Source organism: Cellvibrio japonicus Ueda107 (genome assembly GCF_000019225.1).
In the GTDB taxonomy this organism is placed as follows: Bacteria; Pseudomonadota; Gammaproteobacteria; order Pseudomonadales; family Cellvibrionaceae; genus Cellvibrio; species Cellvibrio japonicus.
In genome coordinates this window covers 4,258,377-4,273,450 of the sequence record NC_010995.1, presented here as the reverse complement: position 1 = coordinate 4,273,450, position 15,074 = coordinate 4,258,377, and the positions used below count along the sequence as shown (strand labels likewise).

General features: G+C 53.1%; 14 protein-coding genes. 4 read left to right on the top strand and 10 right to left on the bottom strand.

What is annotated here, in order from left to right:
* The first annotated feature begins 41 nt into the window (after positions 1-41).
* The gene (trkA, locus tag CJA_RS17240; protein WP_012489154.1) at positions 42-1,427 is read left to right on the top strand and encodes a Trk system potassium transporter TrkA; all 1,386 of its coding nucleotides are present in this window, start codon (positions 42-44) and stop codon (positions 1,425-1,427) included.
* Positions 1,428-1,486: 59 nt separating this feature from the next.
* Here trkA and CJA_RS17235 read toward each other — a convergent pair whose 3' ends face one another.
* The 3 genes from CJA_RS17235 to CJA_RS17225 all read right to left on the bottom strand — a co-directional run bounded on the left by CJA_RS17235 (position 1,487) and on the right by CJA_RS17225 (position 3,822).
* Positions 1,487-2,251 carry a hypothetical protein gene (locus tag CJA_RS17235; RefSeq protein WP_012489153.1) on the bottom strand — a complete coding sequence of 255 codons (765 nt, stop codon included), beginning with the start codon at positions 2,249-2,251 and terminating at the stop codon, positions 1,487-1,489.
* Between the two features lie 218 nt (positions 2,252-2,469).
* Positions 2,470-3,234, bottom strand: coding sequence for a hypothetical protein (locus tag CJA_RS17230; protein ID WP_012489151.1), 765 nt, complete (start codon positions 3,232-3,234; stop codon positions 2,470-2,472).
* Between the two features lie 12 nt (positions 3,235-3,246).
* On the bottom strand, positions 3,247-3,822 hold the full coding sequence (locus CJA_RS17225; RefSeq protein ID WP_041551745.1) for a hypothetical protein: 576 nt from the start codon (positions 3,820-3,822) through the stop codon (positions 3,247-3,249).
* A 330-nt stretch (positions 3,823-4,152) separates the two neighbouring features.
* On the opposite strand from CJA_RS17225, the gene lpdA reads away from it, so the two are divergent.
* Positions 4,153-5,574, top strand: a complete 1,422-nt coding sequence (gene lpdA / locus CJA_RS17220; RefSeq protein WP_012489148.1) for a dihydrolipoyl dehydrogenase — start codon at positions 4,153-4,155, stop codon at positions 5,572-5,574.
* A 77-nt stretch (positions 5,575-5,651) separates the two neighbouring features.
* Here the strand turns inward: lpdA and CJA_RS17215 are convergent, their stop codons facing one another.
* The 4 genes from CJA_RS17215 to gmk all read right to left on the bottom strand — a co-directional run bounded on the left by CJA_RS17215 (position 5,652) and on the right by gmk (position 9,406).
* Positions 5,652-6,035 carry a RidA family protein gene (locus tag CJA_RS17215; RefSeq protein WP_012489147.1) on the bottom strand — a complete coding sequence of 128 codons (384 nt, stop codon included), beginning with the start codon at positions 6,033-6,035 and terminating at the stop codon, positions 5,652-5,654.
* A gap of 207 nt (positions 6,036-6,242) precedes the next feature.
* Positions 6,243-8,354, bottom strand: a complete 2,112-nt coding sequence (locus CJA_RS17210; RefSeq protein WP_012489146.1) for a RelA/SpoT family protein — start codon at positions 8,352-8,354, stop codon at positions 6,243-6,245.
* Positions 8,355-8,409: 55 nt separating this feature from the next.
* Positions 8,410-8,661 carry a DNA-directed RNA polymerase subunit omega gene (gene rpoZ / locus CJA_RS17205; protein WP_041551742.1) on the bottom strand — a complete coding sequence of 84 codons (252 nt, stop codon included), beginning with the start codon at positions 8,659-8,661 and terminating at the stop codon, positions 8,410-8,412.
* 124 nt (positions 8,662-8,785) lie between these two features.
* Positions 8,786-9,406 (bottom strand): guanylate kinase, encoded by a 621-nt coding sequence (gene gmk, locus CJA_RS17200; protein WP_041552655.1) that lies wholly within the window; start codon positions 9,404-9,406, stop codon positions 8,786-8,788.
* A gap of 160 nt (positions 9,407-9,566) precedes the next feature.
* Here gmk and CJA_RS17195 point away from each other — a divergent pair, with 160 nt between their 5' ends.
* Positions 9,567-9,791, top strand: a complete 225-nt coding sequence (locus CJA_RS17195; protein WP_041551740.1) for a hypothetical protein — start codon at positions 9,567-9,569, stop codon at positions 9,789-9,791.
* Positions 9,792-9,809: 18 nt separating this feature from the next.
* Positions 9,810-10,556 carry a glycosyltransferase family 2 protein gene (locus tag CJA_RS17190; RefSeq protein WP_041551738.1) on the top strand — a complete coding sequence of 249 codons (747 nt, stop codon included), beginning with the start codon at positions 9,810-9,812 and terminating at the stop codon, positions 10,554-10,556.
* Between the two features lie 5 nt (positions 10,557-10,561).
* On the opposite strand, the gene CJA_RS17185 is transcribed toward CJA_RS17190, so the two are convergent.
* From CJA_RS17185 to CJA_RS17175, 3 genes are all read right to left on the bottom strand, one after another.
* Positions 10,562-11,710, bottom strand: a complete 1,149-nt coding sequence (locus CJA_RS17185; RefSeq protein ID WP_012489142.1) for a TRAP transporter substrate-binding protein — start codon at positions 11,708-11,710, stop codon at positions 10,562-10,564.
* 120 nt (positions 11,711-11,830) lie between these two features.
* On the bottom strand, positions 11,831-14,056 hold the full coding sequence (uvrD, locus tag CJA_RS17180) for a DNA helicase II (RefSeq protein ID WP_041551736.1): 2,226 nt from the start codon (positions 14,054-14,056) through the stop codon (positions 11,831-11,833).
* Positions 14,057-14,203: 147 nt separating this feature from the next.
* On the bottom strand, positions 14,204-15,040 hold the full coding sequence (locus tag CJA_RS17175; RefSeq protein WP_041552653.1) for a CPBP family intramembrane glutamic endopeptidase: 837 nt from the start codon (positions 15,038-15,040) through the stop codon (positions 14,204-14,206).
* Between the last annotated feature and the right edge of the window lie 34 nt (positions 15,041-15,074).

Genomic DNA, 15,074 nt, shown 5'->3' with positions numbered 1-15,074 from the left:
CTTTGCCTGCTTGAACCCCGGAACCTTTGTACAGGTAACCTATGAAAATCATCATCCTTGGTGCTGGCCAGGTGGGCGGCAACCTCGCGGAACATCTGGCGAGCGAGTCCAACGATATTACGGTGGTGGATACCGACGAGGAGCGCCTGCGCGAGCTGCGTGACCGGCTGGATATCAGTGTGGTAACGGGGGAGGCCTCGCATCCGGATGTCCTCATCCAGGCGGGGATGGAAGATGCCGACATGCTGGTCGCGGTGACCAGCGACGATGAAATCAATATGGTCGCCTGCGCCGTTGCGGAGCACCTGTTCCATACGCCCACCAAGATCGCGCGCGTGCGCGCCACCGCTTACCTTACCCAGCAAAAATTATTTGAGTCGGGGGCGATTCCGGTTGATGTGCTGATCAGCCCGGAGACGCTGGTATCGGAATACATTTACCGGTTGATCGAGCAGCCGGGTGCCCTCCAGGTACTCGACTTTGCCGAGGGCCAGGTGCAATTGGTGGCGGTCAAGGCATATCACGGCGGCCCCCTGGTGGGACAGGAGTTGCGCTTTCTGCGCGAACACATGCCTTCGGTGGATACGCGGGTGGCTGCAATTTATCGGCGCAACCGCGCCATTGTGCCCACTGGTGCGACGGTGATCGAAGCCGATGATGAGGTTTTCTTTATCGCCGCTAAAGCCGATATCCGGGCGGTGATGAGTGAGCTGCGCCGCCTGGAACTGGCCTACAAACGCATCACCATCGCCGGTGGCGGCAATATCGGTTTGCGCTTGGCCAGGATGCTGGAAGGCCGCTACAACGTGCGGGTGATTGAATACAACAAGCCGCGCTGTATCCGTTTATCGGAGCAATTGGAGCGGGCGATTGTGATCCAGGGCAGCGCGTCGGATAAAAACCTGCTGCTGGAAGAGCATATTGAAGATACCGATGTATTCCTGGCGCTCACCAATGATGATGAAGCCAATATCATGTCTTCCATGCTCGCCAAGCGCCTGGGCGCGCGCAAGGTAATGACACTGATCAATAACCCGGCCTATGTCGATGTGGTACAAGGTGGCGATATCGATATTGCGATTTCCCCGCAGACAACGACCATTGGCAGCCTGCTCACCCACGTCAGGCGCGGCGATATTGTGAATGTGCACTCACTGCGCCGCGGCGCCGCCGAGGCCATCGAGATTGTTGCCCACGGCGATGCCAAGTCTTCCAGGGTTGTCGGCAAGGCGCTGGAGGATATAGACCTGCCCGAAGGTGCCAATATAGGCGCGCTGGTACGCCACGGCCCCGATGGTCCGGAGGTGATCATTGCCCATGATGATGTGGTGGTGCAGTCGGGTGACCATGTCATTGTATTTTTGCTGCAGAAAAAGCATATCCGCGACCTGGAAAAACTGTTCCAGGTGGGTTTCAGCTTCTTCTGACTGGGGGATAAAAAATTAAAAAAGGCTGCGAGGCAGACCTTTCCTGTTAAACAGATAACTTACTCACCAAAAAAAGTCCTAACTTCTTGCGGTACCTCGTTGTCGAAGTCACCCAGCCCCAACTTATAGCGCTCCGCCTGGTAATAGTCATAAAGTTCTGTCGCCCGATTATTGATCCAGGCTTCATCGTCCTCGTTAAAAACCTGATCGATTTTATAGGCTGTCTCGAAACTTTTGATTTGTGTTTCACTAAATAATTTCGCGCTATATGGGTCGCCGCGCATACTGTAAAACTTGTAGTAAGCAGTAGACTCCAGCAGTTGTTTTTTCAGCTCGTCAATTGGCAAGTCGCTGGACATATCCGGTCCCAAGTAAATTGCCATAGTGCTTATACCTTTCAAACTTCCATAGACAATTTCTTTTTCTGCGAAAGGAATTGCTGCCTGCGTTCCCTCTGAAACCAACTTTCGATCCCCCATCTCATACATAGCATTAGTATCACCATGCTCAATCAAATCCTGCAGTTGTTCGTCTGAATAGCTTTTGTATGTTTCCCGATCCTCAGATGAGCGCCCGGTACGTCGCATCCAGTCACTTTTAACAGCCATCTCAGCAGCGGTTAATTTACGACCAGATAGAGAACTTGCTTCAATTGATGAGTTATATTCAACAGGTGATGATGAGATTACTGTCATATCAGATGATGGCTTGATAATTGTCGAAACTTGATCGGGTACACTAATCTCTGGCTGCCATAAGAAGCTATATGCCATATAAAAAAGGCCTAAAATTACAATTAATAGAAACCAATGTATTTTTTTCATAAAACGAGATTCTTAGTAAATTTTTGAACAGAATTCTGATTTTAGTTTGTTCGCATAATTAATGCAGGCCTGGGTGTTGTATTGGCATTTTATTTTTACAAACGGCTTTCAAAATCATCGGTATCCAAAAAACAAACCCCACTTAACAGGCTGTCAGGTGGGGTTTATCAGAAGTCTGCAAGGGCTGCTATGCAGCCCTTTCCTGTTAAACAGATAACTTACTCACCAAAAAAAGTCCTAACTTCTTGCGGTACCTCGTTGTCGAAGTCACCCAGCCCCAACTTATAGCGCTCCGCTTGGTAATAGTCATAAAGTTCTGTTGCCCGATTATTGATCCAGGCTTCATCGTCCTCGTTAAAAACCTGATCGATTTTATAGGCTGTCTCGAAACTTTTGATTTGTGTTTCACTAAATAATTTCGCACTATATTGGTCGCCGCGCATACTATAAAACTTGTAGTAAGCCGTAGACTCCAGCAGTTGTTTTTTCAACTCGTCAATTGGCAAGTCACTGGACATATCCGGTCCCAAATAATTAGCCATGGTGCTTATCCCTCTCAAACTGCCGTATATAATTTCTTTCTTTGCAAAAGGGATTGCAGCTTGTACGCCTTCAGAAGTTAATTTTCTTATTCCAAGAACATGCATGGCATTAAAATCACCTTTTTCGCTCAGTTCCATCAGTTGCGCATCAGAATAGTCCTTGTATGTTTCTTGGTCGATAGCGGACAAGCCTTGGCGGCGCATCCAGTCACTTTTAACAGCCATTTCAGTAGTTGTTAGCCTACGGCCATTTGGCGTATCTGCTTGAATTGATCCATTTGATTCGCTGGATAATGAAGATGTTATTGTTGTTTCGACAGGTGATTGAGTAACAGCAGTTACTTGAGTCGGTACATCAATTTCGGGTTGCCATAAAGAGCTATATGCGATATAGCAGATACCTACAATTACAATTAGTAAAAACCAATGTATTTTTTTCATAAAACGGGATTCTTAGTAAATTTTTGAACAGAATTCTGATTTTAGTTTGTTCGCATAATTAATACAGGCCTGTGTATTGTATTGGTAATCAAAATTAGCCTGGTCGCGACAACTATAATTTCCTTGTTGCTGTACAACTGCCCCTCCACCAGCAATCGCTGTTCCTCCGAGGCTTAACGCTACTGCCCACCCAATTGGGCCACCTGCGAAGGCAACTGCCCCACCTACCACCACACTGGTACTACCTACCACCATTCCGACCGTACCATTTGTTCCCAAGCTATTACAGGTTTCTGTTTGTGCCCTATAAATCATTTCTTTTTTATCATCACATGCTTTCTTTTGTGCTGTGGCAAACACTGTTTCACATTGCTTTTTAGCTGCCGCTATGGCCGCATCTTTATAGCCGCCACTAAAACCAAAACTGGATCCATAAGAGCCACTGGTGGACGAAGAAAAACCAGGAATATCATAAGTGGGGGTGGGCATAGGTGTACCGGTTACAATAACCTCCTCTATCGCGCTTGCAGCAGAGCTGATTAAAACCATTCCGCAAACTGCCAATAAACCAGGCATATATTTTTTCATTGTGAAAATATCCATTTAATTATTGAATGTAGGCCCCTTTGTTGTTTGTGCTTGTTGCATAAATCTTGAGGGCATGGTTTGGAAATGAGGAAGATAAGACAGGAGGATTAAGGTACAAGGGGCAACCGTAATTCCCTGGTCATTATTTTCAACATTATGAATACTACTTTCTCTTCCGATCAGATCGCTATCGCTTTTTCCCACCAAATCATGAAAAAGAGATATTAATCACACTGATATGATTTTATTAAATCAATCAACCTGGCCAGCTATTGTCTGCTTCGAATCGCTTATGATGCGGACCTTTATCCCATACTAAGGAGTATCTAAATGGCTCATATCAAAACCCAACTCGTTGTCCTGGGCAGTGGTCCCGGTGGTTATTCCGCTGCATTCCGCGCCGCCGACCTGGGCCTGGATGTCACCCTGGTAGAGCGTCACCCAACCCTTGGCGGTGTGTGCCTCAACGTGGGCTGTATTCCCTCCAAGGCACTGCTGCACGTGGCCGAGGTTATCAACGAAGCCGAGCATGCCGACAGCCTGGGCCTGAGCTTTGGCAAGGTCAGCTATGACCTGGATAAGGTGCGCGCCTATAAGGAATCGGTGGTTGGCAAGCTGGTATCCGGCGTGGGAGCCATGGCCAAGGGGCGCAAGGTACGTATTGTGGAAGGCTACGGCAGGTTTGTGGGCACTCACCAGCTGGAAGTGGACAACCAGGGAGAGAAAACCACAATTGAATTTGAAAAAGCCATTATTGCCGCCGGTTCACGCAGCGTAAAACTCTCCTTTATCCCCGAAGATCCCCGTATTTGGGATTCCACCAGCGCCCTGGAGTTGCGCCAGGTGCCCCAGCGTTTGCTGGTGATTGGCGGCGGTATTATCGGCCTGGAAATGGCCACTGTGTATGAAGCCCTGGGCAGTAAGGTCACGGTCGTGGAGTTTGCCGACCAACTGGTACCCGCAGCGGATAAAGACCTGATTGCGGTGTACACCAAACACAACAAAGACCGTTTTGAAGTCTTGCTGTCCACCAAGGTGGAGGCTGTGGCTGCCAAGCCGGAGGCGATAGAAGTCAGCTTTAGCGGTGCCCAGGCGCCTGCTGAGCCACGCCAGTTTGATGCGGTGCTGGTCGCTGTGGGGCGCAGCCCCAACGGTAAACTGATCGATGCTGACAAAGCCGGTGTGACAGTGGACGAGCGCGGTTTTATTCCCGTCGACGAATACCTGCAAACCAACCAGCCCCACATCTGGGCGATTGGCGATATCGTCGGCCAGCCCATGCTGGCCCATAAGGCGACCCACGAGGGCCATGCCGCTGCTGAGGGCGCCGCTGGCCATCCCCATGCGTTCCACCCGATCGCCATTCCCTCTATCGCTTACACCAGCCCGGAAATCGCCTGGGTCGGCAAAACAGAAAAGGAACTCAAGCAGGAAGGGCGCGATTATAAGGTCGCGGTATTCCCCTGGAGCGCCAGCGGTCGCGCCATTGCGTCGGATCGCAGCGAAGGCAAGACCAAGCTGATCTACGATCCGGTATCGGATCGCCTGCTGGGTGCCGGTCTGGTAGGGATTCACGCCGGGGAGTTGTTAGGTGAGATTACCCTGGCGCTGGAGTTCGGTTCCAGCGTGGAAGATATCGCACTGACCATCCACGCTCACCCGACCCTGCACGAATCCGTTGGCCTAGCGGCTGAACTGGGTGTAGGTACCATTACCGACCTGCCCAATCCCAAGGCGACACTGAAGAAGTAATTCGGTAGGTTGATAAGACTAAAAAAGCCGACCCGAGAAACCGGGTCGGCTTTTTAATGGGCGAAGGTTTTGCGCGATTAAATCACCATCACACCATCCGCCTCAATCAGTGAATTGCGCGGCAATTGGCTGATACCAAGCGCGGCGCGGGCGGGATAGGGCTGTTGGAAGTATTGGCCCATGACCTCATTCACAGTGGGGAAGTTGGCCAGGTCGGTGAGGTAGATGTTGAGTTTAACGATGTCTTTCAGGCCGCCATCGGCAGCTTCGCAGACCGCGCGCAGGTTTTTGAAAACCTGGTGGGCCTGGGCAGCAAAGTCGCCTTCGACCAATTGCATGGTTTTGGGGTCCAGCGGGATTTGGCCAGAGAGGTAAACCGTGTTGTTGACCTTAACTGCCTGGGAGTAGGTACCTATGGCAGCAGGTGCGTTGTCGCTGTGGATAATGGCTTTGTTGGTCATGGCTAACCCTTTTGGCTAATAACGAAAGCGGGCGAGTATAGGTATATAAGGCGGTGGAAGAAAGTATCTGGAGATCATGGCACTGTGTATCAGCAGGGTTCCGACAGAAATTTCGAGACCGTCGGCGGCGGGAATCCGCCGTCGAGCCCCCAGGGATGGGTTTACGGCGTGTCTCGAAATTTCTGTCGGAATCCTGTGGGGCACCAACTAGTTCTTCGCCCTGTGCACCCGAATCACAAAGCTCAGGGTGCGGATGCGGCGCATGATATTGGCGAGGTGGATACGGTTGTGCACACCGATACACAGGTGGATAACACTGTTGTGGGCGTCGCGCTCCTGCACGTTAATGTGCTCAATGCTGGCACCCTGCTCGGTAATGCGCGTTGCGAGGGTGGCGATAATACCGCGCTCACTTTCGACCTCCACCCGCACATCCACCAGGAACTCGCCACTGACCGTAGCGGCCCAGTTTACCTGGCTGATCTTATCGGGATAGTTGCGGATTTCGGCCATATTGCGGCAGGTATCCTGGTGGATTACCAGGCCTTTGCCTGAGCTGATATGGCCGATAATCGGGTCGCCGGGAATGGGGCGGCAACAGCGTGCAAAGCTGATCATCATGCCTTCGGCGGAATCGATGGTAATGGCCGATGTCGCCACCGCCTTGGGTTTGATCTCCGCCTCCGGCTCCAGCAGTTTTACGACCGAGTAAACCACCTTGTTGCCCAGGCCGATTTCCTCGTACAGCTTATCCAGGTTATCCACCTGGGCGCCGAGCAGAATGCGTTGTTTCTGCTCTTCGTTCAGGTGTTCTATATCGATATGGATTTCCGCCAGGGCGCGGGTCAGCATGCGCTTGCCAAGGGTCACTGACTGGTGATGGCGCTGGTGTTTGAGGAAGTGGCGAATACCTGAGCGAGCCTTGGCCGACACTGCGAAATTGAGCCAGTTGGGGTTGGGTTGCGCACCCTGGGCGGTGATGATGGCGACCTTTTGCCCTGATTGCAGCGGCTGTGACAGGGGAGCCATGCGATCATTGATACGACAGGCAACACAGGTGTTGCCAATATCGGTATGTACCGCGTAGGCAAAATCCACCGGGGTAGCGCCCGAGGGCAGTTCGACAATCTTGCCCTTGGGCGTAAACACATAGACCTCGTCGGGGAAGAGGTCGATTTTCACGTTTTCGATAAATTCGAGCGAGTTACCCGCGCGGCGCTGCATTTCCAGCAGGCCCTGCACCCACTGGCGGGCGCGGTTATGGCTGGTATTGATGGTGTCATCGCTGTTGGATTTGTAGAGGAAATGGGCCGCAATACCGCTGTTGGCCATTTCATCCATTTCGCGGGTGCGGATCTGCACTTCAATCGGGACCCCGTGCATGCCGACCAATACCGTGTGCAGTGACTGGTAGCCGTTGGCCTTGGGGATGGCGATGTAATCCTTGAATTCACCGGCCACGGGTTTGTAGAGATTGTGCACGACCCCCAGGACCCGATAGCAGGTATCCACACTGTCCACAATGATGCGGAAAGCGTAGACATCCATGATCTCCTTGAAGAATTTCTTCTTGGTACGCATCTTTTCATAGATGCTGAACAGGTGTTTCTCGCGTCCGATGACTTCAGCGCTGATGTTTTCTTTCGCCAGGCGCTTGTCCAGCGAGGTCTGTATCTGCTCCACCAGCTCCTTGCGGTTGCCGCGCGCGGTTTTCAGCGCGGCCTGCAGGCGTGTGGCACGCAGCGGGTACATGCAGTAGAAGCTGCGGTCTTCCAATTCCAGGCGCACATCATTCATACCCAGGCGGTGGGCAATCGGGGCGTAGATTTCCAGGGTTTCTTTCGCGATACGACGCTTTTTATCGGCAGGCATGGCGCCCAGGGTGCGCATGTTGTGCAGGCGGTCGGCCAGCTTCACCATGATTACGCGCAGGTCGTTGGCCATGGCCATGGCCATTTTCTGGAAGTTTTCCGCCTGTTTTTCGGCGTGGGATTCGAATTCAATCTGGGTGAGCTTGGATACCCCGTCCACCAGGTCGGCCACCGCATCGCCAAACTGGCCGGAGATGGCTTTTTTGCTGATCCCGGTATCTTCAATCACATCGTGCAGCATGGCCGCCATCAGGCTTTGATGGTCCATGTGCATATCGGCGAGGATATCGGCTACGGCGAGGGGATGGGTGATATAGGCTTCGCCACTGCGGCGCTTTTGGCCATCGTGGGCTTGTTCGGCGTAAAAGTAGGCGCGCTTCACCAAACTGATTTGGGGAGGCTCGAGATAAGACGATAGCCGGTGGCTTAAAGCCTCAATGGTTTGCACGCCCTACTCCATCAATACCAGCCGCATGAGCGGCTGGTGATCAATCACACGCGTATTACAGTTCGGTATCGTAAACCGGTTCTTGCTTAGGTTGGGGCAGAACGTCTTTTTCCAAGAGAATACTGGCATCGATAAAACCTTCTTCGATTTCGCGCAGGGCGATTACGGTGGGTTTATCGTTTTCTACCGGAACAAAGGGGTCCTTGCCGCCAATGGCCAACTGGCGCGCGCGCTTGCTGCCAACCATCACCAGTTCGAAACGGTTGTCTACGTGGGCCAAACAGTCTTCAACAGTAATACGTGCCATAAAAATCGCTACCAAAGGGTGGTTCTGAAAAAAGGGGAGCCATTATGCGTCAGAAGCCCGAGGGCTGCCAACACCTGGCTGGTTATAAATCCAACAATAGGGGCTATAGCCCCAATAGCCCGGGTTAGTTGCCCAATAAATCCTGCAGCAATTGGGTATGGCGCTGAACCTGTGCCTCGCGGCGAATATGTTGGGCGGTAATCAGAGCCTGGAATTGTGCCAGGGCGGTGGTGAAATCATCATTGATGATCAGGTAGTCTGCCTCAACATAGTGGGACATTTCGCTGATAGCCTCAGCCATGCGCGCTTCAATCACGTTGTCTGCATCCTGGCCGCGACCGGTCAGGCGCTGGCGCAGGCAGGCGAGTGATGGCGGCAGAATAAACAAACTGATCGTGCCGGGAATCAGCTTGCGCACCTGCTGGGCACCCTGCCAGTCAATTTCGAGGATGACATCCAACCCCTGAGCCAGGGTATCCATCACCCATTTCTGCGAGGTGCCGTAGAGGTTACTGAATACCCGGGCCGATTCCAGAAACTCGCCCTGCTCCAGCATGGCCTCGAAAGTGGCGTGATCCACAAAGTGATAATTAACACCATTGAGCTCGCCCGGGCGCATGGCGCGGGTGGTGTGGGACACAGAAACGCAAACCTCGGGATTGGATTTAACCAGCGCACTGACCAGGCTGGTTTTGCCGGCGCCTGAGGGCGCCGAAACGGTATAAAGAGTGCCAAGATTAGCCATGAACAACGCCTTATTTCGGGGCAAGTGAGAAAGGGAAAGCAAAATTATGGCACAGCTTTGTCCCTGCTTCAGCCTGATGGCTCCTATCAGGGCAAAGTCTGCGCCCTGGGGCACAATCTGTGGCATAGTGATACTACCCACCCGATTGTGCAGGTTTACCATGTTGCGCCAGCTGCTTTCCATCACCCAAACCGCAGAGCGTCTGCGTGTGCGCCCCGAGTATGTCCGCGAATTGGTAGCCAAACAGCGCCTGAGTTTTATCCACGGTGAGCAACTGGATGCCGCAGAGGTGGAGAGGCTGGCACAACTGATGGAAAAATTGCGCCAGAAGGGGATTGCCACCCTGGTGGAAATCACTGCTCGCGGTGACCAGACAACATCATAAGGATTGTTCGTGCTTTCCATGCAACCCCATTTACCCAAAATATCCTGCCTGTGTATTACCAATAATCGCGTTGCTTTACTGCAAAAATCCATTGCACTTTTTAAAGCACAAGGCTATCCGCATAAGGAGATGGTTGTTGTTTATCTTTCAACGGATATTTCAACCCGGCATTTTTTACGATGGGTATCTGATCATGAAGTAAAAGCGGTTGAAGTGCCTTATGAGGATACGCTCTCACTGGGTGACCTGCGCAATATCTCTATTGCTGAGGCCAGCGGTGAGTATATTTGTACCTGGGACGATGATGACTGGTTTCACCCGGATCGCCTGCGGGCGCAATATGAAAGCATTGTGCAGGCGGGAAAATGGGCAAATGTTCTACTAAATATGGTGATGTTGGATAACACCTGCACGCAAGCCTATCTTTCCAGCCAATGGCTCTGGGAGCCAAGTATGATGTGCAGTAAGCAATTCATTGTGGACAATGATTTGGTTTACCCTTCAATTAATAAACGTGAAGATACCTATTTTCTCGGCAAGCTAAAAGCGCAGGGCGTTATCGCTCCACTGCAAGATCCAAAGCTGTATATCTACTGCTATACAGGACACAACACCTGTAGTGCTGAACACTTCAAGAAATTATTTTCACTGGCCCAGCCATTGACAGTTGAAAACAGTGAACTGGTCAGCCGCCTGTATAACCAGGTTGAACCGGACCAGGTCACACTGGCGGCGTTTGATCGCGTCGATTGGCGCCGGGTTTAATGGAGTTATTCGGCAGAAAGTTTTTCCCGTACCTCATAATAGGTCTGCTCAGAAATTTTCTGATAAGGCGAAGCATCTTTCATAAACGCTTTATAAGAGTCATAGACTTTTTTGAAAAGTGGATCTTTCGCTGCCTGGGCTGCATAAACTTGCTGCGCAATTTCGTAGTAGCGCTTCAGGACTTCGTCGGGCAGGCGGCGCACCTGCACCCCTTTTTCCTCCAGGCTTTTTAAGGCGCGGCTGTTATTGGTGGTGTAACTGTCGAGCATGTCCTGGTTAACGGCACGCGCACCCCAGGTGACAATCGCTTGCAAATCCTTGGGCAATTTTTCAAACGCGGTTTTATTGACAATCAATTCCAGGGTGGGCGCTGGTTCGTGCCAGCCGGGGTAGTAATAGTATTTGGCGATCTGGTGAAAACCGAACGCGAGGTCATTTTCCGGTCCTACCCACTCCGCTGCATCAATGACGCCCGTTTGCAGTGCGGTGTAGAGCTCTCCACCGGGAATATTGACTGAGGTGCCGCCCGCGGCGTTAAACACTTCACCGGCCAAACCGGGAATGCGCATTTTCAGGCCGCGCAAGTCTGCCACTGAATTGATTTCACGATTAAACCAACCTGCCATTTGCACACCGGTATTACCGCCGGGAAAAGGGATCAGGTTAAAGGGGGCATAAACCTCTCGCCACAACTCCAGGCCGCCGCCGTGGAACAGCCAGGCATTCTGCTCCTGTGCATTCATGCCAAAGGGAATTGACGTAAAAAATTGTGCGGCGGGTACTTTACCGCGCCAGAAATAGGCGCCGGCATGGCCCATTTCCACGCTGCCGGAGGAGACTGCATCAAACACCCCCAGTGCCGGCACCAGTTCATTGGCGCCATACACATGGATTTGCAGGCGACCGTTGCTCATCTCATTAATAACCTGCGCAATTTTTTCCGCACTGGTGCCCAGGCCGGGCGTGTTTTTGGGCCAGGAGGTAACCATTTTCCAGTGAAATTGCTGCTGCACAGGTATATCGGCATTTTCTCCCCGCGGGGATATGGATCCCGCTCGCGCTTTACTCAGGACCAATGCGGCGAAGGTGGCAATCAGTGCTGCTGCCAGCAGGATGATAACGAGGGGATACCAGTTTATTGTTTGCTTATTCATAGTCGCATTTACAGAAAAGTTAAATTTTTATGGTTTTTGTAATCAACCAAAATACTTCTGCCTATAGCTTATTTAGCTACAACTGTAGCTTTTTTGGCTACACCTCTTGGTTTATACCTATCAAATCGCCTGCAACTTCGCGTATTGCATCACCAGACGCTTGCTGCCGATCTTTTCAAATTTTACCTGGATCACCGCATTGGGGCCTGAGCCTTCAAATTGCAGGATAACGCCTTCGCCAAAGATGGGATGGCTGACGCGCTGGCCAAGTTTAAAGCCGGTGTCACTGCCGGTATCTACCAGGGCTTCACGCGCTGCTGTGCGCTGGAAACTGACCGGGCGGGTAACGGCGGTTTTGAGGCGGACTTCCTCGATGCAGTCGGCGGGGATTTCCTTCACAAAGCGCGAAACGCTGTTAAAGGTTTCACTGCCGTACATGCGCCGGGTTTCGGCATAGGTAATGATGAGTTTTTCCATCGCGCGGGTGATACCCACATAGGCCAGGCGGCGCTCTTCTTCGAGGCGGTCGGGGTCGTCGGCGGACATTTTATGGGGGAATAATCCCTCTTCGACACCGGCCAGGAAGACCAGCGGAAATTCCAGCCCCTTGGCGGAGTGGAGGGTCATCAGTTGCACCGCATCTTCAAATTCATCGGCCTGGGTTTCACCTGCGTCAAGTGCGGCGGTATCGAGGAACTGTTGCAGCGGCGTGACACCCTCTTCGGCATCTTCCGCATCAAAGGCGCGGCAGGCGTTGATTAATTCCTGCAGGTTTTCGCCGCGCGCCTGGCCTTTCTCACCCTTTTCACTTTGGTGGAAGTCCAGTAGCCCGGTATCTTCAATGACCAGGCGTGCGATCTCATCAAGTGACGGTGTATCGCCATGGATATTGATGTCGTTGGCGGCGCGGGCCAGTTGCTGGACCAGGGCAAGGAAGGTTTGTACGGCATTGGCGGCGCGGGCTGACAGTGCCTTTTGCGCGATAATTTGTTCGCAGGCCTGCCAGAGTGAACAGCCCTGCTCGCGCGCAAACAGGCGGATATCATCAACCGTTTTGCCGCCGATGCCGCGGGTGGGTGTATTGATTACCCGCTCAAACGCCGCGTCGTCGTGGCGGTTGCTGATCAGGCGCATATAGGCGATGGCGTTTTTGATTTCGAGGCGATCATAGAAGCGCTGACCGCCATAGATGCGATAGGGGATAGCTTCGCGCAGCAGGGCCTCTTCCAGCACCCGCGACTGGGCGTTGGAGCGATAGAGAATCGCACAGGTATTTTTAGCCTTGCCCTGTTTCACCCAGCTTTGGATGCGCTCCACGATAAAGCGCGCTTCATCCTGCTCGTTGAAGGCGGCATAGAGGGAAATAGGCTCGCCTTTGGCACCTTGCGTCCATAAATCCTTGCCCAGGCGCCCGTAATTGTGCGCAATGACGGCATTGGCGGCATGGAGGATATTGCCGGTGGAGCGATAATTTTGCTCCAGGCGAATCAACTGGGTGTTGGGGAAATCCTCGCTGAACTGGCGGATATTTTCGATCTTGGCACCGCGCCAGCCATAGATGGACTGGTCGTCGTCACCCACAGCGGTGACAACACTTTCCTTGCCGGCAAGAACACGCAACCAGGCGTATTGCACACTGTTGGTGTCCTGGAATTCGTCCACCAGAATAAACGGGAAGCGCTGGCGATAGTGTTCGAGGATATGGGGCTTGTTGAGCCAGAGTTCGTGGGCGCGCAGCAATAATTCGGCAAAGTCCACCACCCCGGCGCGCGCGCAGTCTTCCTCGTAGGCGCGATAGATACTGAGCATGGTGCGCACAAAGGGATCGGCGGTTTCTTCGATATGCTGTGGGCGTAAGCCTTCGTCTTTTTGGCCATTGATGTACCAGATGGCCTGGCGATGTGGCCATTTGCTGTCGTCCAGGTTGAGCTGCTGGTACACGCGTTTGATCATGCGCAGCTGGTCGTCGCTGTCGAGGATCTGGAAATTTTGCGGCAGGCCGGCGTCCTGCCAGTGGGCCTTGAGCAGGCGGTGCGCCAGGCCGTGGAAGGTGCCTACCCACATGGCGCGGCTGTTGATGTGCTGGCTGCCGCTGTCGGTGAGGGACTGGCCAAACAGCTCGTCGAGCCGCGCGCGCATTTCGCGCGCGGCTTTATTGGTAAAGGTGACCGCCATAATCGAATAGGGCGATACCTGCTCCACCTGGATCAGCCAGGCAATACGATGTACCAGCACCCGGGTTTTACCGCTGCCGGCACCGGCCAGGATCAACTGGTTGCCGGCCGGGGCGCTAACTGCTTCGCGCTGGGCGTCATTAAGGTTATCGAGCAGGTGGGACACATCCATAAAAGCTACCGGTATCAAATCTCTGGGCGATGGCCGGAAGGGCCTGGGCGTGAAATTGTACTGGGCAGATATACATATAGCCACCGCCAGATGAGTCCCCGATGGCGGTATGGTGGAAATTTTCCGTTTGGCCAGGGCGTTGGCGGGTCAGAAGGGCCACCACTGGGTAGGAATCTGTCCCTTGCGCGCCAGGGCGGCCAGATCCATGCTCACCGCCACGCCCGCATGTACCAGTACCCCGCCCCAGATGGAGCGGGACTGCATGGCCAGTATGCCCAGGAACAATCCGAACAGGATGGCTCCCGTTGCTTCCAGCCAGAGCTTGGGCAGGTGGATCATCATGTAGGGCACGCACATCACCCAGATGGCATTAGCCCCGATCGCCGGGCGCAGGGCATTGAGCATAAAACCGCGGAAGAAGAATTCCAGGAAGATAAATTGGGACAGGTAGAGCAGCTCCCAGGTGATCAGGTCAAACCAGCTGCGTCCTGCATGGCGATAAAAGGGGTAGTGATTAACGAAATCCTCGCCCAGGCTGACCAGGTACACAAACAACAGAATCGGGCTGAGCAGGAGTAAATAGCCGCGCCAGTGCTGGCTGACCTGGTTCCAGCGCCAGCCGTGATCGCGGATGGGTTCACGCAGCGCGAAATGGACCAGGGCAAACGGAATCAGGATAAAGGCGACCAGGTGCCAGAAGGTCCACCACAGATAACCCGCTAGCTCAAGCCAGCCGGCAGTTTCCAGTTGCAGCAAATAGTCGTTGGATGGCTTGCCTTGCCATTGCGCCAGCAGGCGCAGCAGGTCGTGCAGGTTGCTGGAATACTTGGCGTAGTGCAGCAGTAACAGGCAGACACTGACGCAGGCAAGAGTTAACAGTACCCGGCGCAAGGCCTGGGGGCGGTTGAGCCGGTAGGCATCCGGCTCCTGGTCGATGCGGTCGAGGGCAACCAGTATCTGGCGCGGGTGAAGGCGGTTGATCAGTGAGCGCAAGGGGGCACCTGTCGGTCATGTTGTT